This window comes from Cohaesibacter sp. CAU 1516 (assembly GCF_005771485.1).
GTDB lineage: Bacteria > Pseudomonadota > Alphaproteobacteria > Rhizobiales > Cohaesibacteraceae > Cohaesibacter > Cohaesibacter intestini.
The window spans coordinates 535,042-555,050 of the sequence record NZ_VANT01000001.1; the positions used below are offsets into that span (position 1 = coordinate 535,042).

Genomic DNA, 20,009 nt, shown 5'->3' on the forward strand with positions numbered 1-20,009 from the left:
TTGGGGAGCGGTTCTGGTGGCCGGGACAGCAAGGCAGGGTTGGGGAGCTTGCCTTGCCATATGCGCGATCCGGTGGTTAGGGGATCACGCAGGGAGCCGGATCTCCAAAATTGGGGAGCTTGGAGCCGGTCCCGTGATCCACTGCGTGGTCTGCAGCGGATCGGGAGCTTTCAATCTTTTCTGGTTGGGTTGTGTCGGGTTGGATCAGAATGGCAGGATGATGTCCATGACTTGCTGGCCGTAGCGTGGCTGCTGGACATCGGTGAGTTGACCTCTGCCGCCGTAGGCGATGCGGGCTTCGGCAATTTTTTCCGAGGCGATCGTGTTGCCTGACGAAATGTCTTCCGGCCGGACAATGCCAGCGACCAACAGTTCGCGCACCTCGAAGTTGACGCGAATTTCCTGACGTCCTTCAATCACCAGATTGCCATTGGGCAGAACCTGCAGAACGACTGCGGCGACCGTCACGGTGATGGCTTCGGAGCGGTCGATCTCGCCGGACCCTTCAGAGGTTGAATCCGATGTGGCGGCCGCCAGCGAGGATGGATCGCCGTTGCCGATCAGAGCCTTGGGAATGACGCTGGCAAGCTGGTTGCCGATGCTGCCCGACAGGCCGACATTGTCGGAATTGGTGCGCGACCGTTTCGAGGTATTGTCGATCTTGGCGCTGTCGGTGATCGAAACCTCGACGGTCAGGATATCGCCGACGCGGTTGGCGCGCTGATCCTTGAAGAAGGCGCGGGACCCGGTCTGCCACAGGGAGTTCGGGCTGTAATTGACCGGTTGCGCAGTTGGCATCGGCATCTGGACCGGTTTGTAGCCTTTTTGAGCCGTCGGGTTTTCGATGCCGGACAGGGCCGGGGCCTTGCCGATATTTTTCAGGCGATCACCAGCGCCGCAAGCGGCCAGCGAAATTGCCATCAGGCTGATTGAGAGCAAGTGAGAGAGTTTCATTATTCTGTGGCTCCCAGGGCCGCGATGCTGGTGGTGGGGGTATTGATTTGCAGAAGTCCCCGGTCAATCACTTGGGCGCGGACGATGCGGTTGGTCTGGACATTCTGGACCGAGATGATGTCCCCCTTGGCACCGCCGGTCAGGGCCTTGCCCATCATGCTCAGTGTCAGGCTGCCGGCCTTGAACAGGATCGTCACGTTGGCTGAACGCTCAACGATGTCGGGGGCAACGAAGTAGCCTTCATTGGCAATGATCCCTGCCCGCAGGGGCTGACGGGTCGCCATGCCGATGATGTCCTTGATGCTGGCCGGTTTGGCGAGTATAGCCTGCTGGCGTGGCATCGGGGTCAGGGTCACATCGCTTTCGGCAACCACCTCACCGCGGCGCATGTTGCGGGTCAGGACCGGGGCCATAACAGTTTCAATGGCCCGTCCGGTCAGACGGATGGTGCCGATATCCTCGCGGCCGCCGATGAACAGGTCGGTCGAAAAGCGACCGCTGTTGCGATCAAAGCGCAGATTGCGCAGATCAAAGGGATGTGCAACGGCAGGGGAGGCGTGCTGGTCGATGAGGCGGCTGGACAGTTCCATGTCGACCCGGCCTGAGGCTGCGATATAGCCCTTGGCCCGCAATTGCGCCTTGATGCCTTCGGTCACATCCTGCTCGGTGACCAGTTCGGAAGCGCGCCGCACATGTACGGTCTGAATGGCGCTTGGTGCGATATGGTGCAAACCGGCGCGACGGGCCGCGTCGATCACGCGCAGCGCGCTGATGGTGCCGCTTTGACCGATGGACGGGGCGCGGAAGACAGCCTTGTTGCTCAGGCTGCCTGCATTTCTGAACAGATCGCCGAGGCGAACGAGGGTCTCGGACACGGTGACATTGTCAATCAGTATGGCCGGTTCCCTGTTCTGTGCTGCCTGTTCTGCCTGTGCGGTTTGGGCGGCTTGGGCGTGACTGGTGCCTGTGAAGGACAGCAGGGCAATTGCGGAAAAGGCGAGGCTGACCCATCCTCTTCTCAGGCAGTGCTTTTTCACGATGTAAGAGAATCGTTTCATATCAATGACCTAGCGAAGGTTGGATGTTGCGGAAAGCATTTCGTCTGCTGCCTTGATGACGCGCGAGTTCATTTCATAGGCGCGTTGGGCGGCGATCAGATCGGAAATCTCGGCGACCGAGTTGACGTTTGCCATTTCCAGATGCTTTTGCAGCAAAGTGCCATAGCCTGCTGTGCCGGGGGTCGAGACCTGCGGCGCACCGCTGGCACCGGTTTCCAGATACAGATTGTCCCCCATTGCATCGAGGCCAGCTTTGTTGACGAAACGGGCAAGGGTCAGCTGACCCAGCGTCTGCACTGCGGTGCTGTTGCCGGTCGTGACCTGCACTTCCCCTTCATTGTTGATGGTGATGTCGCGGGTGTCATTGGGGAATGTGATGCCGGGCTGGACTTCATAGCCATCGACGGTGACCAGACGGCCATTGTTGTCGATCTCGAAGGAACCGTCCCGTGTGTAGCCAACCCGGCCATCAGGCATGGTGATCTGGAAGAAGCCTTGGCCCCGAATGGCAACGTCGAGCTCCTTGCCGGTATTTTCTACCGACCCCTGGGACATGATGCGCGAGGTGGCGGCGACCCGGACACCAGAACCAATCTGGATGCCAACCGGTACGGTGGTTCCTGTGGCTGAGGTCGAGGAGCCGGTCCGGCGCAAATCCTGATAGAGCAGATCCTGAAATTCGGCGCGGAATTTTTTGAAGCCAGTCGTCCGCATGTTGGCGATGTTGTTCGATGTTACTTCGACGTTGCGTTCCTGTGCCAGCATGCCGGTTGACGCAATATAGAGGGCTCTCATATCGGTTTTCCTTGTCTATTGCTGCGTCAAGCCTGAAGCTTGCCGAGTGTGTCAATCGCGTTGGAGCGCAGTTCCGAGACCTGGCTCAAGGCCTTGGCGAGGGACGTGTAGGAGCGGGTTACCTGAATCATGCGGGAAATTTCGACGACGCCTTGGACGTTGGAGCGTTCAACACGGCCGCCCAGAACGACAGGAGCATCGACAGGAACTGGGTTTTCACCGGCAAACAGTGAATATCCCTCTTTCTTGAGAGACTGCATGTCGTTGAAGGTGACAACCTGAAAGCGGCCAACCTCGCCACGATCTGATGTGATCAGGCCGTCACGGGAGATGGAGATGTTGGTGTCTTCGGTGGTGAAGAGGATCGGTCCGTCCTGACCGACGACCGGAAGGCCATCGGAGGTGACCAGCTGACCTTGCGCGTTGATGTCAAATTCACCGTTGCGGGTATACCGTTCGCCGCCCGGGCCCTGAACCACGAAAAAGGATTTTTCATCGTTGAGGGCAGCATTGACCGGATTGCCAGTGTCAACAACGGCACCGGGTGCAAACTTATGCGCGATGCGATCATCCTCGACATAGGACAGCTTGCGATCGGACGATTGAAATTCATTCATCCGTGCCACTGGCATCAGATGTTCCTTGAACATCAGATTGTCGGCCTTGTAGCCGGCAGTGTTGATGTTGGCCAGATTGTTGGCGATGACATCCATCTTGCGTCGCAAGACCATCTGTCTCGACAGGCCGATGAGTTGTGAGTTCTCCATAACCGTTAACCACTTTGCTCCCAAATGATGCGCACGCTCGCTCCCCAGCACGGTGCGTTCGGCCTATGTCTTGCATAATGCGTGCCAACTTTAAAAATGGCAGAAATGCTCGGGATGTCTTGGGTTCGATGCGTGTGGCTGGGCAGGAATGAGGGGGTGAAAATGCCTAGTGGGAAAAAGTTGCCGACTGGCCGCTGGAAAGGTTTTGTTAACCATTTTAACGCTATTTAATAAGAGTCATTAACCATGATTTATGAATCGTTTCTAATTTGGAATCGCAATGGCTGACGAAGTCGAAATTGATGAAGAAGGTGCCGAGGGCAAAGGCTCTGGTGGCAAGAAAAAGCTGATCATCATCATCGCGCTTGCGCTCGTGCTGTTGTTGGGCGGCGGCGGTGCTGCTTACTATTTTCTGATGATGTCATCCGACGAGGTGGTTGAGCCGGAGAATGATCCCAATGCAGAGCCGGAAGCAAAGGCCTATTTCTACGATCTTCCTGAGATGACTGTTAACCTGAACTCGAAGAGCCGTCGGGCGCAGTATTTGCGCATCAAGGTGTCCCTTGAGATGAACAGTCAGGAGCAGGCCCGTAGGATCGAGCCTTTTATGCCGCGGGTTCTGGATGCTTTCCAGGTCTATTTGCGGGAGCTTCGGACTTCGGATCTGGAAGGGTCTGCTGGTCTGTTCCGTTTGAAGCGGGAGCTTCTCAAGCGGATCAATGATGCGATTTATCCGGTCAAGGTGAATGATATCCTGTTCAAGGAAATCCTTATCCAGTAGGGGTTGAGATGGCTGACGACGATGATGACAGCGTAGACCTGATGGCGGACTGGGGCGCGGCTCTTGAGGAGCAGGGCGCCGGTAGTGCCGATGAAATGGCTGCGCAGTGGGCGGCCATGATCGACGAGCCGATCGATGGTGAAGAAGGGGCGTCCCGTGGCGCGGACCGCGTGCTCAATCAGGAAGAGATCGACAATCTGCTCGGTTTCAGTCTTGATGATGGCTTCGCGGGCGAGCGCAGTGGTGTCCGTGCCCTGATCGATTCCGCGATCGTTTCGTATGAACGTCTTCCCATGCTGGAAATCGTCTTCGATCGTCTGGTCAGGATGACGACCACCAGTTTGCGCAATTTTACATCCGACAACGTTGAGGTTTCGCTGGATTCAATCACTTCCATCCGGTTTGGCGATTATCTCAACTCGATCCCGTTGCCTGCGATCTTGACGGTCTTCAAGGCCGAGGAATGGGACAATCTGGGTCTGATTACGGTCGATTCCAGCCTGATCTATTCGATCATTGATGTGTTGCTGGGCGGTGGACGCGGTACGTCGGCAATCCGTGTCGAAGGACGTCCCTATACGACCATCGAGCTCAATCTGGTGCGCCAGATGATCGAGATCGTGCTTGAGGATGCGGAAGCGGCCTTTGCTCCGCTCTCGCCGGTCAAGTTCTTGCTGGAACGACTTGAGACCAATCCGCGGTTTGCGGCCATTTCACGGCCTGCCAACGCAGCGATCCTTGTTGAACTCAGAATTGATATGGAAGACCGGGGCGGCAAGATCGAATTGCTGCTGCCTTATGCTACCATCGAGCCGATTCGAGACCTTCTCCTGCAGATGTTCATGGGGGAGAAGTTCGGGCGCGACCAAATCTGGGAAGGCCATCTGGCGACAGAGGTGTTTCTGTCGGAAATCGAGCTCGATGCGGTCCTGTTTGACAAGAAAATGTCGCTGAACGAAGTGATGAAACTGGATGTCGGGCAAACCCTGATGCTGGAGACCGGACCGACAGATCCTGTCAGTCTGAAGACCGGAGGGGTTCATCTGACGGATGGTGTCATGGGGCAACATAACGGCAATATTTCGGTGCAGCTGTCCAATAAGCTCGCCAAACCAAAAATGACTCTGGCTGCGTTTGAAAAAGCGGCACAGGGCGGATCCGGAAAGGGTGAATAGATGTCTGTTGGGATGATGATTGAGTTGCTGGTGGCGCTGTTGCTCGTTCTGACAATCAGCTATTGTGTGACGCTCAATCGGCGTTTGAAGCGGTTGCGCAACGACGAGGAAGCGTTGCGGGCGACCATCGCCGAGCTGATCACCGCGACTGAAATTGCCGAACGGGCGATCCTTGGTCTGAAGGCTACCGCCGGTGACTGTGATCGCAATCTGGCTCATCGCCTGCGTGAGGCCGAACGGCTTTCCGGTGAGTTGCAGCATTATGTCGATCAGGGCGAAGGGGTCGTGGGACGCCTCGTCAAGATTTCCGACGCTGTGCGTGGTGCCGCACCAAGTCAGCCGCTCGCAGCGCCGCGTGGCTATGAATTGCCAGAGCCTGGTTATGCCAACGCTTATGGTGAGGCGGACCATTACAGCAATGCTCCGGTGGTTGAGGCAGTGGAAAGCCCGCGCCGGTTGAAGGATGTTGCTGCGGCGACGTCCGAGCGCCTGATGGCCATTCGACAAAAGAGAGGGGTTGCGGCATGACCAATCTTCGTCTGTTGCCAACCCTGTTGGTGGCCGTGACTGGATTGCTGTTCATCAAGGTGACGCATCTGGTTTTCAATAGCGATATGCTTTTTGTTTCGACTGCGCCTGCCTTGGCACAGGAGACACAGCCGGGCCAACAGGCAGCGCCTGCTGAGACCCCCGCCGATGCGCCAGCCAACACCAATGGTGCCGCGAACACAGAGGAACCCACTTCGCTGATTGAAGGGATGAAGGTGGATCCGTCCGAAAGTTCGCGCTCCGAGCTGGCTATTCTGGAGCGTTTGTCGGAGCGTCGCGAAGAGTTGGATGAGCGTGCCAAGAGCATTGAAATGCGCGAAGCCCTGCTCAATGCTGCCGAGAAACGGTTGGAAAAACGGGTCGATGAGCTCAAGGCACTGGAAGCTTCCATCAAGCAGGCCACCAGCAAGCGCAATCAGGAACAGGAAGAGGATCTTGGCAAGTTGGTGGCGATGTATCAGTCGATGAAGCCGAAACAGGCCGCGCAGATTTTCGAAGTGCTGGAACCCGGTGTCTTGCTTGAGATCGTCAAAATGATGAATCCACGCAAGGTTGCCGCCATCATGGGGCAGATGCGCGCCGATGCTGCAGGGGCTCTGAGCCTTGCGATTGCCAAGGGCAACACGCTGGAACAGGACGTCAAGAATCTCGAATCCAACACATTGCCTCAGATTGGCAACTAAGGGCGTCTGTCTTGAAGGTGTGAGCCGCTCGGACAGATCAGGCGACTACGCTCAGATGTCCCGTTTCGGGGGCATCTGATGCATCTGTTGGAAAAGCGGATGCAAAGCGGACAATATGAGATTGTGGTAAGCGACGATAAAGCATTTTCCCATATATTTGTTTCATTGCAGCTCAGTGAACTGCAGAGTGTCACCCAGTTTGTGACCACGCATCACCAGCAGGCATGAAGCGAAGAATGAGAAGGCGGAGACAGTCGATGTCCAGTTTGGATCAAGATGGTAGGATGAAGCATGCATGGTCCGAGAGGATCGGGCAGGCTTTTGGGTGCGTGATTTCGCGCAGCCAGCTGGCCTTCCTGCTCGTCTTGTCATGGTTCTTGATCCTTGCGCCTTCCCTGACGGTTGCGCAGCAGCGCGCGCCTGATCCCTCGTTGGAAGGCAGCGACAAGGGCTCGCTCGAAATTACCACGACGAGGGAAGAAGGCTACGGTCGGATCGTCCTCAACTTTGCCGGGCGCAATCTGCTGCCGGGTTATTCGATCAAGCAGAATAACAGCGTGTTTGTGGTCCGCTTTGATGAGCGGATGCAGTCCAATACAGTGGCGACCCTGGCACAAATCCTGCCCGACTATGTGACCGTTGCGCGCCTCGACCCAGATGGCAAGGGCTTGCGGATTGCCCTGAAAGAAGGGGTGCGGATCAACACGATGGAGGCTGGGGAGCGGCTGTTTGTCGACCTGCTGCCGCAAAGCTGGGCCGGGCTTCCTCCGTCTCTTCCGGCGGAGATCGTCACCGAGCTCGCACGGCGTGCGGAAGAAGCGTTGCGGTTGGCGCGCTCGCTGCAGCAGCAGGAAAGCGCCACCCGGGTGAAACCAAAGCTGGATGTCCGCATTGGCGATCATCCAACCTTTTCTCGTTTTGCCTTCATCTGGAACATTCCGTTCGACTCGACCTTTGAACGTCGAGGGGAGGCGGTCAATCTGTTCTTCAATCACCAGACCGATGTGGATCTGTCCGAGTTGCGCACGTCCCTGCCGGGACTGGTGCGCGACATGCAGATGAGCATGGAAGAGGGAAGAGCAAAATTTACGCTGATTGTTGCCAAGAATGCCGATGTACGGGCGTTTCGCGAGAACAACACCTATATTATTGATATCACTGGCGACAAGTCGCTGTTTGATGCAAAGGGCGCGGAAGAGCATGTGACGCGGGCCGTCTCCAAGCCCGGTGATACCGGTGTGCTGGTGGCCAAGGGCATCGACATGACACCACGCACAGTGACCATCGCTCCCGATGGCGCACAGATTCTCGGTGTTGCAGACGATCTGTCGGCTTCTTCGGGGCCGAGCAAACTGATCCTTGGGCCAACTGCCTCGGGCAATGTGTCCGAGCCTTTTGTTGAGCCGGTCGCCAACCAGACTGTGCCACAACCGCAACCGCAACAACAACCGGCGCAGGCTCCTGAGGCTGGTCAACCTTTGCCTCGCCCGGCGGAAGATCCAACATCGGCAGTGCCAGCGCCACAGCAGCCCGCAATGCCCCCCATGCCTCAACCGCGTGCACCATTGCAGGCGACTGAACAGGCGACTGAGGGAGATCCGATCAAGCCTCAGATGTTTCAACCGGCACCCGTGCAGCAGGTAACCAATCCGGTTCAGCCTGCGACCCAGCCAGTGCCGCAACCCCCGCAGCCTGCTGCGCCTCAAAGCACGGATGCTGCCGGGGCGACTGACGAAACGCAACCGCAGACGGCGATGCCTGCCATGGTGCGCAGCAATGCTGAACGGATGCAAGGGCAGGGTGCTGACCTGACCTCACAGAGTCTGCGCGTCGAAGCCAAGACATTTGGCCGCAGTGTGCGCCTGTTCTTCCCGTTCAAGAATCCGACGTCATCGGCAGTGTTTCGGCGTAACGGGGTTATCTGGGCAGTCTTCGATACGGTGCTGGACCTAGATGTGGCAGCAGCGCGCGAGCATTTGTCGGCTTTTTCCGATGATATCGAGGTCTGGCGTGCCGGTGCGACAGCCGTGTTGCGCATTCCGATGAAGAATCCCCGCCTCGTGACCTTTTCTCCCGAAGGCTATGGCTGGCTGCTGACTATTGGTGACATGGTGGTTGAGCCGACCAAACCGCTACATATGTCACGCACCAAGGTTAGCGACGGACGGTCGGCCATGCGGGTGAAGTTTGAACGCTCCGGCACGGTGCTGAAATTGCGCGATCCGGGTACGGGTGAGAATTTGCACGTGGTCACCGGTTTTGGTCCTGCTCGCGGCTTCGTCAAGGGGCAACGATTTGTCGATTTTACCGCCTTGATTTCCGCGCATGGCATTGCTCTGGCCGAACATGTCGATGATTTGCTGCTGGCGCGTGATGAAGGCTATGTCTATATCAGTTCGAACCGGGGCTTGACCATATCCAATGCCCAGCCTGGTGCGGCGGATGTCAGCGCCTTGACCAACAATGGCAGCCGGGTGCGGGAGACCTTTCTCAATCTCGACAAGCTAGCGGCGAAGACACCGGTACAGTTCTCGCGCAAGCGGCAGGATCTGGAACGAAAGCTTTCCAACTATACTGACTTGATGGCGATCCAGAGCCAATTGGCGCTGTCCAAGTTGCTGGTGGCCAATGGATATGCGTTCGAAGCGCTCGGGCATCTGCAAATGATTGAGGATGCCGCCCCTGAATTTGCCCGGGGCAAGGGGTTTCGAACGCTCTATTCCGCCGCGGAATTGTTTGCAGGTCGACCCGAGTCGGCCTTTCGTCGTTTGAATCATCCGGAATTCGAAAATGATCCGGATGCCTCGGTTTGGCGTGGTTTGGCGGCAGCCCGTTCGGGCCGCTGGCGCGAGGCTGACGATGCGCTGGATCTGGCGGCCACCGTGGCGCAAGATTACAGCATGAAAGTGCGGCAGATGATGCTGCTCGATGGGGTTGAGATCGCCTATCTCGATCAGCAGTTCGGCAGTGCCACGGCGGCATTGGCCGAAGTCAATCCTGCCTATCTGGATGCTCAAGGGGTGGCGCGTTACAATCTGCTGCGCGGCAAAATCGCTGTGGCCCGCAATGATGCCCAGGAAGCCTCTGAGGCGTTCAAGGCGGCGCGCGATACCAAGTATCTGCCGATTGCCAATGATGCGTGGCTGCAAGATGTCAAGCTGCGGCGTCAGGAAGACCAGATCAATGTCGATCAGGCAATTGAAGAACTGGAAGGCCTGACGACAATCTGGCGCGGTGATGAGGTGGAGTTGAATGCGCTTCGCACACTGGCGCACTATTATGTCGACAAGAAAGAATATCGCAACGCCTTTGAAACCCTGAAGGCGGCAGCCGATTCCGATCCTGCCTCCGAGATTTCGCGGGTGTTGCAGGAAGAGATGAATGCCGTCTTCTCATCGCTGTTTCTCGATGGCAAGGTCAATGAATTGTCGGCCATCAAGGCGCTGTCGCTTTATTACGATTTTCGTGAGCTGACACCTGTTGGTCGCCGTGGGGACGAAATGGTGCGGCGGCTGGCAGACAAGCTGGTCGAGGTTGATCTCCTGGATCGGGCGTCCGAGTTGTTGAAACATCAGGTGGACAACCGCCTGAAAGGCGCCGCGCGCTCTCAGATTGCAGCCGATCTGGCGTTAATCTACCTGCTTGATAGCAAGCCGAACATGGCCCTTGATACCTTGCGCCGGACACGGCAGTCCCAATTGCCTTTGTCGGTGGAACGGCAGCGGCGACTGGTGGAAGCCAAGTCGTTGGCTCAGTTGAATAAAGTTAGTCTGGCGCTTGATTTGCTGAAGCCTTTGCAAGGGGGCGATGTGGACCAGTTGCGGGCCGATATCATGTGGGATGCGAAGCGTTGGCAGGATGTGGCTGAACAGACCGAAATGATGCTGGGCGATCGCTGGAGCCTCGCTGCCGCGCTTGATGATCAGGAGCAAACCAACATTCTGCGCGCTGGCATCGCCTACAGTCTGGCAGATGACAAGCTGGGTCTTGATCGCCTGCGTCGCAAATATGCCGAGAAAATGTCAGCCACACCGGTTGCTGGTGCGTTCGATGTTGTGACGCTGCCAATTGAACGCAATGGTGAGGAGTTCCACGCTGTTGCGCAGCAAATTGCAGGCATCAATACGATGGAGCGGTTCCTTACCGAATATCGGTCCCGCTATCTGAAAGGCGATGACAGCAAATTGGCAGAGGAACAGGCTGCCCCTCCTGAAGACGTGCCTCCGGCAGACAACCCGCAAGTCTGAATGATTCAGTCGAAACTGGCCCTTTCAGTCTGCACCGGCAAAGTGCGCATGCATGCGCGTGTCTGGCGCGTGTCTGGTCCGTGTTTGGCACGTCTCTTTGCTAAGAGCCGACGAAACTCTTGACCAGAGAACCGGTGATCAGATTCCAGCCATCGACCAATACGAAAAAGATCAGCTTGAATGGTAGGGAAATCACCACAGGCGGCAGCATCATCATACCCATCGACATCAGAATAGAGGCGACCACCAGGTCGATGATGATGAAGGGTAGGAAGATCAGAAAACCGATTTCGAAGGCGCGTCGTAGCTCACTGATCATGAAGGCTGGCACCAGCACCCGAAGGCTGATTTCTTCTGGCGTGGCTGGCGGCTCCTGTTGGGCCATGTCGAGAAACAGGGCCAGATCGTTTTCCCGCACATGCTGACGCATGAAGGCATGAAACGGCACCGCAGCCCGGTCGAAGGCTTCTGGCAGTTCGATGCTTCCCTCGACCAAAGGCTGGATCCCGGTATTGTAAGCCTGCTCGAAGGTGGGGGCCATGATGAAGGCAGTCAGGAACAGGGCAAGGCTGACCATGACGGTGTTGGGGGGAGCCGTCTGTAGACCGATGGCCGAGCGCAACAGAGACAACACCACGACGATCCGGGTGAAACTGGTCACCATGATCAGGATTGACGGGGCCAGCGACAGGATGGTGATGAGGGCAACAAGCTGCATTGCCCGCTCGGTCAGGGTGAGATCATCGCCAAGGCCGATGCTGAGCTGCTGGGCCAGCACAGGATGGTTGAAGCCAATGGCCAGAAACAGCATGGCCAACAAAGCAACGCAGCCCCCTGTGAGGGCGCTGCGTTTCAGGCTTGTCAACAGAGTGCGTGTGGCTTCATTGATATTCTGACCGGGTGTCTGCGTGGTCGCGTTCTTCAGATCACTCATTTCTTGAAGTCACCTGACAACTCATTGAGCAGACGATTGATTTCATCATCGTAAGCAGACGAAGCCGGGGGCTGCTTGGATTGTGTCGGCTTTGCTTCTTCCTGCGTTGGAGCTGCCTGCTGCGGTGCATCTGGCTTTGATGCTTCCTGAGCAGAGTCTTCGGGTGCTGCGGCGACTGGTGCCGTGGTTCCGGGATCTTTGTCTGCTTTCACAGCCAGCAGGTCAGCGTCTGGCTTGGATTGTTCAGGTGCGGTGGACTGCTCTTTCGGTGCTGTGGTGCTGTCCTGCACAGGGTCAACTGATGGCTGACCTTTTTCATTCTTGTCCGCTGGATCAGGTTTGTCGCTGGAGGGGAGCTGGTCTTTTGCAGCGGATTGCCGTTGGTGGGTCTCTGGTTGGCTGGCCTCTGGTTGGCCGGGCTTTGGTTGGGTGAGTATCGGTGCCGTGCCTTGTTCTGTTGCCTTGCCTATGGACGCCGCCTTGGGCTCTGTTGCCGCAGGGGCGGGCTGGTTTGACCGAACAGATTGCGCAGACTGTTCTGCGGGTTTTGGTTCGGCCGGTTTCGTTTCCTCGCGGCTGGATGCCGCATCCTTGGGTTTGAGTGGATGCGGTGGCATGGTGGCGGTCAGATCATTTTGCCAGCGGGCCGGCTGTGGCTGAGATGGTGTCTGGATCGAGGCAGAGGGCTTGTTGTTCGCGACATCCACAGTCGGTGTGGTTGACCGTGTCTGGGCTCCATCGGACACTTTGATGGCAGGGGCCGTGCCTTTGGCCGCTTCAGTTGGTCGCGCCATAGGCTTGGGCTGAGCTGGCAAATGGGGAGCCTGTTGCGGTGTTGGACGCTGAGGTGGCACTGGCTGGGCGGTGGGCTGAGGGCGCTGCGGGGCGGGCTGCGGCGCTGCCGAACGCGGTGCCAGAGGGGCTGATTGTGGGGCTGGCTGCGGTGTGGCTTGCATCGGCTGCTGCACTGGTGGTTGCGCGGATGGCTGCGCCGGCATTGGTGGCATGATGTGATGCTCAACGAGGAAGTCATTCTCACCGCCGATCATCACCAGATGCTCCACATGATCCCGTCGCACCAGAACCAGACGGCGGCGGTGATCGACCTGCACGGCTTCGCGCACTTCAAGGCGTGGTGCGTCTCCGACCTTGCCAATGCGCGCGCCCATCATGTTTATCTTCTTCAGAATCCAGGTGAGCAATACGATCAGAAAAATGATTCCACCCAACAGAATGAGCGCCTTGATCAATGTGCCGATGTCTTCCATGACGGGCCTTCCACTCTCGAACATGCCTTATCGCGATAAAAGACATGTTGCCAATTGTGTTTACTCAACTGTCTGGCACCTCACCATCACAGGCATCAGACGCGTTACGCAAGACAGCTGCAAGGGCGGGGAAACGGGCATATCCATTGCGAATATGCGGCAGACGTCACCCCTGTTGCGAATCTGTCGATGCGCCCATTTTAACCTTTTCGAAAGATATGTCGCTTTTTTTTGCGGGCAATTTGCAAGATTTGCCGAGCTAATATCTGAGGTAAATGGCAGAAATCAGCCGCAATGGAGAAAAGTTTGGGTCACGTTAATGTCTCGTTAACCATATGGTAGGCAAAATTTGCCTGAACCAAAGTGACACCGGATGCGCAATTGGCATCCAAACCGGGATATGAAGGCAGACATGGCTGTAGGAGATCTCAAGCTGTTTTCTATGCTGCGCTCCAAGATGCACTGGCATCAGGCGCGCCAGAAAGTGCTGGCAGAGAATATCGCCAATGCCGATACGCCCGGTTACCATGCGCGTGATCTGAGCAGTTTCAAGTTTGATCGCATGCTTAAGCCCCAGCAGACGGGGGGGCTTGAAACCCGTCTGACCAATGCGCATCACCTCAAGGGGCGAGCAATCTTTCCCGATGGCACTCTGGCGGGCAAGAAAATGGATGGCTTCGAAATCACACCGGATGGCAATCAGGTGGTGCTTGAAGAGCAGATGATGAAAGTGACGGCCAACCAGATGGACTATCAGGCGGCGTCGACCCTGTACAAAAAGGGTCTTGGTATCATTCGCATGGCGTCTCGCCGCCGGTAAGGCGCGAGATAGGCCTATGGTTCGGCGTTGGCCGAAAAGGTGGAGAGTGAAATGGATTTTCTTAGATCGATCATGATCGCCGCGTCTGGGCTGAAGGCGCAAAGTGGTCGTATGCGGGTGATTTCGGAGAATATCGCCAATGCGGACTCCACGGCACGGCAGGCGGGCGGAGATCCCTATCGTCGGCAGATCCCGACTTTCAAGTCGCATTATGACCGCGAGATCGAAGCCAAAACGGTCGATATGGGACGGGTTGTCACCGACAAATCCGATTTTCGGACACGCTATGAACCGGGCCACCCGGCTGCGGATCCCAATGGCTATGTGAAGCTGCCCAATGTCAATTCGCTGGTTGAAGTGACCGACCTGCAGCAGGCGCAGCGCAGCTATCAGGCCAACCTGAATGTGGTCTCTGCAACGCGCAGCATGATCACCAAAACCATCGACATTCTCAAGGCCTGACACCCTCGGGTGCCGTATGGCATCGCTTCTCTTTTCGATTTAGCAGCCCCATGTTGGGCAAGCGAGACAGACAATGCTCAACACCTCTTTGACCGCAGCGAACGCTTATAGTCTAGCCCAGAAGCTGACGAATCAGACACAATCGGACCAGACGCTGCAGAAGGCGGCCGATGCCAAGCCGGATTTCGGTGCCATGGTCAAGGATGGTGTCACCGGGGTGCTGGACAAGGGGCAGGTCGCCGAGAAGACTGCAACCAACATGTTGCATGGCAAGGCGGATGTGGTTGACGTGGTCACAGCCGTTGCCGAAACCGAAGTTGCACTGGAAACCATGGTGTCGGTTCGGGACCGGGTGATCTCTGCCTATGAAGAAATCATGCGGATGCCGATCTAGGCAGGTTTGATATCGGGTCGGGTTTCGGCAGATCTTGTGGGCGGGCCATGGTGGCGCGCCCATGCTTGTTGGATCACGATAGGCTAGGAGAAACCGGCAATGACCGGACCTGAGATGCTCGATATTGCCCGCGAGGGGCTTTGGGTGATGCTGAAGATTTCCGGCCCCATCATGGTGGTCGGGCTGATCGTCGGTGTGGTGATCGCTCTGTTCCAGGCTCTGACGCAAATTCAGGAAATGACCCTCGTTTTCGTTCCCAAGATCATCGCCATTTTCATAGCGTTGATGATTGCACTTCCCTTCATTGGGGCCACCCTTGGCACTTTCACGCAGTTTCTGATGGAGCGGGTCATTTCTGGCTAACCTTGGGGGGCGTAGATCTGCCCTCAGGCCGGATCCTCATTTGCGCATGACACTCGATATCCTACCGCAAACCGCCTACATCTTCTTTCTGATCTTTGCGCGGGTCGGAACGCTTTTCATGATCCTGCCTGCCTTCTCCGAGCAGGCTGTGTCGGTCCGGATCCGTCTTATTCTGGCGCTGATGATGTGCCTGCTTTTCTATCCCCTTGTCTCAGGCAACTACGGCTCTGTGCCTGCCAATTTCTATGCCCTTGTCGCAGCAATGGGGATCGAGATCCTGATTGGGGTTTTTCTGGGGCTGTCGGTGCGTCTGGTGATGGCTGCCTTGCAGATTGCGGCGACAACAATCGCCTTTCAGCTGGGTTTGAGTTTTGCCATGGGGCCGGATCCGAGCACGGGTCAGCAGACGGTGCAATTGGGCCGCTTCATGGGCACGTTGGCGGTGGCGCTGATTTTCACGACCAACCTGCATTATCTGATGATCGGGGCAATGCTCGACAGTTACACGCTGTTTCCGGTCAATCAGATGCTGCCACTTGGGGACATTGCCGAATATGCGATTGAAGTGGTTGCCACCTCCTTCGTCGTGGCGCTGAAGATGTCGGCACCCTTCATTGTCTATGGTATGATCTTCCAGTTCGGGCTTGGTCTGCTGTCACGCCTGATGCCACAGTTGCAGGTCTACTTTATTGCTATGCCTGCCAACATTTTGGTTGGTACAATGCTCTTCATGATTCTGTTGGTGAGCCTGATGAACTGGTATATGGGGCACATCGAGGCCGTGCTCGGCAATTTTGTGGCGCGCTGACTGCACATGCGACGCGCTTGAGCCGTGCAGACAGGCTAGGAGGCTGCTATGGCCGAAGAAAATGATGATGCTGAAAAGTCGGAAGAGCCGACACAGAAGCGTCTGGACGACGCGCACAAGAAAGGCGATGTCGCCAAAAGTCAGGAAGTCTCTGCCTGGTTCTCTATGATGGGCACCGGGCTCGTCGTGGCTGTGCTGGGCACCTATATCGCCGGTGGTGTGGCGAGCAATCTGAAGGGCTTTTTCGAGCATTCCCACGAATTGTCGATCGAAGGTGGCGTGCTGGCGCGGCTATGGAATGATGTCGGCTATACCTTGCTCGGTTTTCTGATTCTGCCCATGATTGCGCTGCTGGTCATGGCCATTTTTGGCAATCTGGTGCAGCACAAATTTGTATTTTCAACCGAACCCATGAAGCCGAAGCTGTCGAAAGTGTCGCCTGCCAGCGGCGCAAAACGGCTTTTTTCCGGCGAAAGCCTGATCAATTTTGTCAAAGGATTGTTGAAGCTGGGTATCGTGACGACCCTGCTTGTGCTGATTCTCTATCCGCAGCGTGACAAGCTTGATGTAATCATCGGGCTCGATCCGACCCAATTGCTGCCGATGGTGCGCGACCTTGCCTTGCAGCTGATCATCGGTGTGATCGTCGTCATGACGGTGTTGGCGATTGCCGATTACATGTACCAACGCAACAAATGGTTCGAAAAACAGAAAATGTCGGTCCGCGAGATCAAGGAAGAGTTCAAGCAGCAGGAAGGTGACCCGGCGGTCAAGGCCAAGCTGCGGCAGCTGCGTATGGAACGCAGTCGCAAGCGGATGATGGCTGCGGTGCCCGAAGCTTCTGTGGTGCTGACCAACCCGACCCACTATTCGGTTGCCCTGAAATATGAAGATGGCATGGGCGCACCGGTCTGTGTTGCCAAGGGGGTTGACGAGACGGCGTTGCGCATTCGCGAGGTCGCCAAGGAACATGACATTCCGATTGTCCAGAATCCACCTTTGACGCGCGCGCTCTATGCAACAGTGGACATCGAAGAAGAAGTGCCTGAAGAGCACTACAAAGCGGTTGCAGAAGTGATCGGCTATATTATGAAATTGAAGAATCGGCAAAGCTGGTCTAATCGCAGACCATAACCGAGACGGGCATTCCCGACACGCTCAGTCGCTAGGCACAGCGTGCGTGTGAGGGAGAAAGAAACATGGGATCGAGCCACAGGCCCGATCGTCAAGATGAGCCGGATGCAGGGCAGGGGTAGATCCAAATGGGCAAACACGTGAGCCAGAGCGGGCCATCCGCAGCCATGATCGATCACGAAGAACGGTCAGGCAGCGTCAAGGGGTTGCTGCTATTGGCGTTGTTCCTCGTTGGGGTGGCTGCGTCTCTCGTCTTTTTCAAGGGCCAGTTCGGTGGCCAGTTACAGCTTATTTTCCTCAGTTTGCTGGCCGGGATCGGTATTTTGGCACTGTTGGGTCTGGCTGTCGGTCTGTTGCGGTTTGGTAGCTCTCAGCCCGCACCTCATCTGACGCGGCAGTTCGTTGACGCCATGACCGATGGGGTTGTGGTCTGTGACGCCAAGGACCGGATCGTCTATGCGAATGCCGAATATGCACGGCTGACAGGAGCGGAAAATGCTGATGCGATCCGCTCGATCGAGCGCAGTTTTGCCGGGGAACCGGATGCCGCCGAGGCCATTTATCGCCTGTCCGAAGCCGTGCGCGATGGCCGGCCAGCGATGGAAGAGTTCCGTCTTTTCAAAAATCCCGCCGGGGCTGATGCTGCGGATGTCAGCCCGCAGGCCCGCTGGTACCGGATCAAGGTGCGGGCTCTGAATGACTTGGAGAGCGGCGGTGCCAAGCAGGCCCTGTCGGTCTGGGAGGTCTATGATATCACACGGGATCGGGAGCGGCAGGAGAATATCTTTCAGGAATTGCAGCTGGCGATCAACTATCTCGATCACGCACCAGCCGGTTTCTTCTCCTCTGAGCCAGATGGCCGGATCGTCTATATGAATGCCACCCTGGCAGACTGGCTGGGCTATGACCTCACGCAGTTCGAGCCACGCCACCTCAATCTCAACGAACTGGTATCCGGCGATGGGACTGCTTTGCTGGATGCGGCAAGCAATGCGCCAGGCATGCCGAAAACCGAGATGCTCGATATCGATCTGGTCAAGCGCAATGGTCACAGTCTGCCAGTGCGGTTGATGCATCGGGTGCCTATGGCCTCTGATGGGACGGCCGGAGCGTCTCGGACCTTGGTGCTCAATCGCAGTCCGGGCGAGGATATTTCCGAGGAGTTGCGGGTTGCCGAGGTGCGCTTTGCCCGTTTCTTCAACAATACCCCGATTGCCATTGCGGCGATGACCAGCGAAGGGCAGGTGGTGCGCACCAACGCGCCGTTTGCCCGGTTATTCTCTTCGGTCGTGCCTGGTGAGCGCGGGGATGTCGATGAGCAGACCCCGACCATTCACAGTCTGGTGGTTGAGAAGAACCGGGCCGAGCTGTCTGCCCGGATGGATGAGGCTTTGAGCGGCAAGAGCCATATTCTGCCGGTGGAATGCGATCTCGCAGAAGATGAAAGCCGGACGGTCCGTTTCTTCCTCTCCGGGGTCGAGGATAGTGAAGCGGATGACGAGAAGGTCATTGTCTATGCGCTGGAAACCACCGAGCAGCGGGCGTTGGAAGTCCAATTCACCCAGAGCCAGAAAATGCAGGCCGTTGGTCAGCTGGCCGGTGGGGTGGCACACGACTTCAACAACGTTCTGACCGCAATCATCGGTTTTTCCGATCTGCTGCTGGCCAGCCATCGGCCAAGCGATCCGTCCTTCCAGGACATCATGAATATCAAGCAGAATGCCAACCGCGCGGCGTCACTGGTGCGGCAGTTGCTGGCCTTCTCGCGCCGTCAGACCTTGCGGCCTCAGGTGCTGGAGCTTGGTGATGTGCTGGCCGATCTGTCGATCCTGCTGGATCGTCTGTTGGGTGAAAAAGTCGATCTCGACATGGTGCATGGCCGTGATCTGTGGCCGGTCAAGGCCGACCTCAACCAACTCGAACAGGTGATTGTCAATCTGGCGGTCAATGCGCGCGATGCGATGCCCGATGGGGGGCAGTTGACCATCCAGACCCGCAATCTCATCGAGGCCGAAGCTGCCGAGATGCCTTATACGCAGCTTGAGCCATCCGACTATGTTCTGCTCGAAGTGCTTGATAGCGGTACGGGCATCCCACAGGATATCCGGGACAAGATTTTCGAGCCATTCTTCTCTACCAAGGATGTGGGCAAGGGAACCGGGCTTGGCCTGTCCACCGTTTATGGCATCGTCAAGCAGACGGGCGGCTTCATCTTCCTTGAAAGCGAGATGGGGCAGGGCACGACCTTCCGCATCTTCCTGCCGCGCCATGTGGAAGAGGCAAAGGCGCTGACCGGGTTGTCGGACACCGACGCTTTGGAAGGCGTTGCTGTGGAAGAAGATCTGGGCTTGGCCGAAGCGCCACCGGCAGAGACCGATGCTGTGACCGATCTGACCGGCAGTGCCACCATTCTGTTGGTCGAGGACGAAGAAGCGGTGCGAGCCTTTGCTGCGCGCGCCTTGGCCTCACGTGGTTACAGTGTCCATGAAGCGGGATCCGGTGCCGAGGCACTGGAATTGATCGAGGAAATCGAAGAGAAGGTCGATCTGGTGGTGTCCGACGTGGTGATGCCGGAAATGGACGGACCGACCATGCTCGGTGAGCTGCGCAAGAAACGCCCGGATCTCAAGGTGATCTTTATGTCCGGCTATGCGGAGGAGGCTTTCCGCAAGAATTTGCCGGACAATGTGGAATTTGGCTTCCTGCCAAAACCCTTCTCACTGAAGCAATTGGCGACCAAGATCCGCGAAGTGCTCGATGCCTGATCGGGTTGCCTTCAGGCACATCCCTTATGAAAAAGCCCGCCAGCAATCAAAT

Annotated in this window: 18 protein-coding genes; 12 read left to right on the top strand and 6 right to left on the bottom strand. The window is 56.9% G+C overall.

Annotated elements, in window-relative coordinates:
- Positions 1-204 precede the first annotated feature (204 nt).
- Genes flgH through FDK21_RS02410 form a run of 4 tightly spaced genes read right to left on the bottom strand, consistent with a single transcriptional unit; the run spans position 205 to position 3,574 of the window.
- The gene (gene flgH / locus FDK21_RS02395) at positions 205-954 is read right to left on the bottom strand and encodes a flagellar basal body L-ring protein FlgH (protein ID WP_114009355.1); all 750 of its coding nucleotides are present in this window, start codon (positions 952-954) and stop codon (positions 205-207) included.
- Positions 954-2,012, bottom strand: a complete 1,059-nt coding sequence (flgA, locus tag FDK21_RS02400; RefSeq protein WP_138147382.1) for a flagellar basal body P-ring formation chaperone FlgA — start codon at positions 2,010-2,012, stop codon at positions 954-956. Before flgA ends, flgH begins: the two co-directional genes overlap by 1 nt.
- Positions 2,013-2,021: 9 nt before the next feature.
- A complete protein-coding gene (gene flgG / locus FDK21_RS02405) occupies positions 2,022-2,807 on the bottom strand; it encodes a flagellar basal-body rod protein FlgG (RefSeq protein WP_114009353.1) in 786 nt (261 codons plus the stop codon).
- Between the two features lie 26 nt (positions 2,808-2,833).
- Complete coding sequence (locus tag FDK21_RS02410) at positions 2,834-3,574, bottom strand: flagellar hook-basal body complex protein (protein WP_138147383.1); 741 nt, start codon at positions 3,572-3,574, stop codon at positions 2,834-2,836.
- A 280-nt stretch (positions 3,575-3,854) separates the two neighbouring features.
- On the opposite strand from FDK21_RS02410, the gene FDK21_RS02415 reads away from it, so the two are divergent.
- The 5 genes from FDK21_RS02415 (at position 3,855) to FDK21_RS02435 (ending at position 11,009) form a co-directional block, all read left to right on the top strand.
- Positions 3,855-4,355, top strand: coding sequence for a flagellar basal body-associated FliL family protein (locus tag FDK21_RS02415; RefSeq protein WP_138147384.1), 501 nt, complete (start codon positions 3,855-3,857; stop codon positions 4,353-4,355).
- A gap of 8 nt (positions 4,356-4,363) precedes the next feature.
- On the top strand, positions 4,364-5,530 hold the full coding sequence (gene fliM / locus FDK21_RS02420) for a flagellar motor switch protein FliM (RefSeq protein ID WP_138147385.1): 1,167 nt from the start codon (positions 4,364-4,366) through the stop codon (positions 5,528-5,530).
- Positions 5,531-6,058 carry a DUF6468 domain-containing protein gene (locus FDK21_RS02425; RefSeq protein ID WP_114009349.1) on the top strand — a complete coding sequence of 176 codons (528 nt, stop codon included), beginning with the start codon at positions 5,531-5,533 and terminating at the stop codon, positions 6,056-6,058.
- Positions 6,055-6,762: a hypothetical protein gene (locus tag FDK21_RS02430; protein WP_114009348.1), complete on the top strand. Its 708-nt coding sequence runs from the start codon at positions 6,055-6,057 to the stop codon at positions 6,760-6,762. Before FDK21_RS02425 ends, FDK21_RS02430 begins: the two co-directional genes overlap by 4 nt.
- Before the next feature lie 257 nt (positions 6,763-7,019).
- Positions 7,020-11,009, top strand: a complete 3,990-nt coding sequence (locus FDK21_RS02435; RefSeq protein ID WP_138147386.1) for a hypothetical protein — start codon at positions 7,020-7,022, stop codon at positions 11,007-11,009.
- Between the two features lie 100 nt (positions 11,010-11,109).
- Here the strand turns inward: FDK21_RS02435 and fliP are convergent, their stop codons facing one another.
- A complete protein-coding gene (gene fliP, locus FDK21_RS02440) occupies positions 11,110-11,820 on the bottom strand; it encodes a flagellar type III secretion system pore protein FliP (RefSeq protein WP_171021968.1) in 711 nt (236 codons plus the stop codon).
- A 119-nt stretch (positions 11,821-11,939) separates the two neighbouring features.
- Positions 11,940-13,211 (bottom strand): flagellar biosynthetic protein FliO, encoded by a 1,272-nt coding sequence (locus tag FDK21_RS02445; protein WP_171021916.1) that lies wholly within the window; start codon positions 13,209-13,211, stop codon positions 11,940-11,942.
- 412 nt (positions 13,212-13,623) lie between these two features.
- Here FDK21_RS02445 and flgB point away from each other — a divergent pair, with 412 nt between their 5' ends.
- From flgB to FDK21_RS02480, 7 genes are all read left to right on the top strand, one after another.
- Positions 13,624-14,031, top strand: a complete 408-nt coding sequence (gene flgB, locus FDK21_RS02450; protein WP_114009699.1) for a flagellar basal body rod protein FlgB — start codon at positions 13,624-13,626, stop codon at positions 14,029-14,031.
- 51 nt (positions 14,032-14,082) lie between these two features.
- Positions 14,083-14,493: a flagellar basal body rod protein FlgC gene (flgC, locus tag FDK21_RS02455; RefSeq protein WP_114009344.1), complete on the top strand. Its 411-nt coding sequence runs from the start codon at positions 14,083-14,085 to the stop codon at positions 14,491-14,493.
- A 73-nt stretch (positions 14,494-14,566) separates the two neighbouring features.
- A complete protein-coding gene (locus tag FDK21_RS02460) occupies positions 14,567-14,887 on the top strand; it encodes a flagellar hook-basal body complex protein FliE (protein WP_114009343.1) in 321 nt (106 codons plus the stop codon).
- A 99-nt stretch (positions 14,888-14,986) separates the two neighbouring features.
- Entirely contained in the window at positions 14,987-15,250 is a 264-nt protein-coding gene (gene fliQ / locus FDK21_RS02465) for a flagellar biosynthesis protein FliQ (protein WP_114009342.1), read from the top strand.
- A gap of 46 nt (positions 15,251-15,296) precedes the next feature.
- Complete coding sequence (gene fliR, locus FDK21_RS02470; protein ID WP_114009341.1) at positions 15,297-16,058, top strand: flagellar biosynthetic protein FliR; 762 nt, start codon at positions 15,297-15,299, stop codon at positions 16,056-16,058.
- A gap of 48 nt (positions 16,059-16,106) precedes the next feature.
- Positions 16,107-17,192: a flagellar biosynthesis protein FlhB gene (gene flhB / locus FDK21_RS02475; RefSeq protein WP_114009340.1), complete on the top strand. Its 1,086-nt coding sequence runs from the start codon at positions 16,107-16,109 to the stop codon at positions 17,190-17,192.
- Between the two features lie 128 nt (positions 17,193-17,320).
- On the top strand, positions 17,321-19,957 hold the full coding sequence (locus FDK21_RS02480) for a response regulator (RefSeq protein ID WP_246657473.1): 2,637 nt from the start codon (positions 17,321-17,323) through the stop codon (positions 19,955-19,957).
- The last annotated feature ends 52 nt before the right edge of the window (positions 19,958-20,009 follow it).

Coding starts and splice junctions, on each gene's coding strand:
- FDK21_RS02415 (WP_138147384.1), top strand. CDS start 3,855: ATGGCTGACGAAGTCGAAATTGATGAAGAAGGTGCCGAGGGCAAAGGC.
- FDK21_RS02410 (WP_138147383.1), bottom strand. CDS start 3,574: ATGGAGAACTCACAACTCATCGGCCTGTCGAGACAGATGGTCTTGCGA.
- FDK21_RS02445 (WP_171021916.1), bottom strand. CDS start 13,211: ATGGAAGACATCGGCACATTGATCAAGGCGCTCATTCTGTTGGGTGGA.
- fliQ (WP_114009342.1), top strand. CDS start 14,987: ATGACCGGACCTGAGATGCTCGATATTGCCCGCGAGGGGCTTTGGGTG.
- flgB (WP_114009699.1), top strand. CDS start 13,624: ATGGCTGTAGGAGATCTCAAGCTGTTTTCTATGCTGCGCTCCAAGATG.
- FDK21_RS02430 (WP_114009348.1), top strand. CDS start 6,055: ATGACCAATCTTCGTCTGTTGCCAACCCTGTTGGTGGCCGTGACTGGA.
- FDK21_RS02460 (WP_114009343.1), top strand. CDS start 14,567: ATGCTCAACACCTCTTTGACCGCAGCGAACGCTTATAGTCTAGCCCAG.
- FDK21_RS02425 (WP_114009349.1), top strand. CDS start 5,531: ATGTCTGTTGGGATGATGATTGAGTTGCTGGTGGCGCTGTTGCTCGTT.
- FDK21_RS02480 (WP_246657473.1), top strand. CDS start 17,321: ATGGGCAAACACGTGAGCCAGAGCGGGCCATCCGCAGCCATGATCGAT.
- flgC (WP_114009344.1), top strand. CDS start 14,083: ATGGATTTTCTTAGATCGATCATGATCGCCGCGTCTGGGCTGAAGGCG.
- fliP (WP_171021968.1), bottom strand. CDS start 11,820: ATGCTGTTTCTGGCCATTGGCTTCAACCATCCTGTGCTGGCCCAGCAG.
- flgH (WP_114009355.1), bottom strand. CDS start 954: ATGAAACTCTCTCACTTGCTCTCAATCAGCCTGATGGCAATTTCGCTG.
- flhB (WP_114009340.1), top strand. CDS start 16,107: ATGGCCGAAGAAAATGATGATGCTGAAAAGTCGGAAGAGCCGACACAG.
- fliR (WP_114009341.1), top strand. CDS start 15,297: ATGACACTCGATATCCTACCGCAAACCGCCTACATCTTCTTTCTGATC.
- flgG (WP_114009353.1), bottom strand. CDS start 2,807: ATGAGAGCCCTCTATATTGCGTCAACCGGCATGCTGGCACAGGAACGC.
- FDK21_RS02435 (WP_138147386.1), top strand. CDS start 7,020: ATGTCCAGTTTGGATCAAGATGGTAGGATGAAGCATGCATGGTCCGAG.
- fliM (WP_138147385.1), top strand. CDS start 4,364: ATGGCTGACGACGATGATGACAGCGTAGACCTGATGGCGGACTGGGGC.
- flgA (WP_138147382.1), bottom strand. CDS start 2,012: ATGAAACGATTCTCTTACATCGTGAAAAAGCACTGCCTGAGAAGAGGA.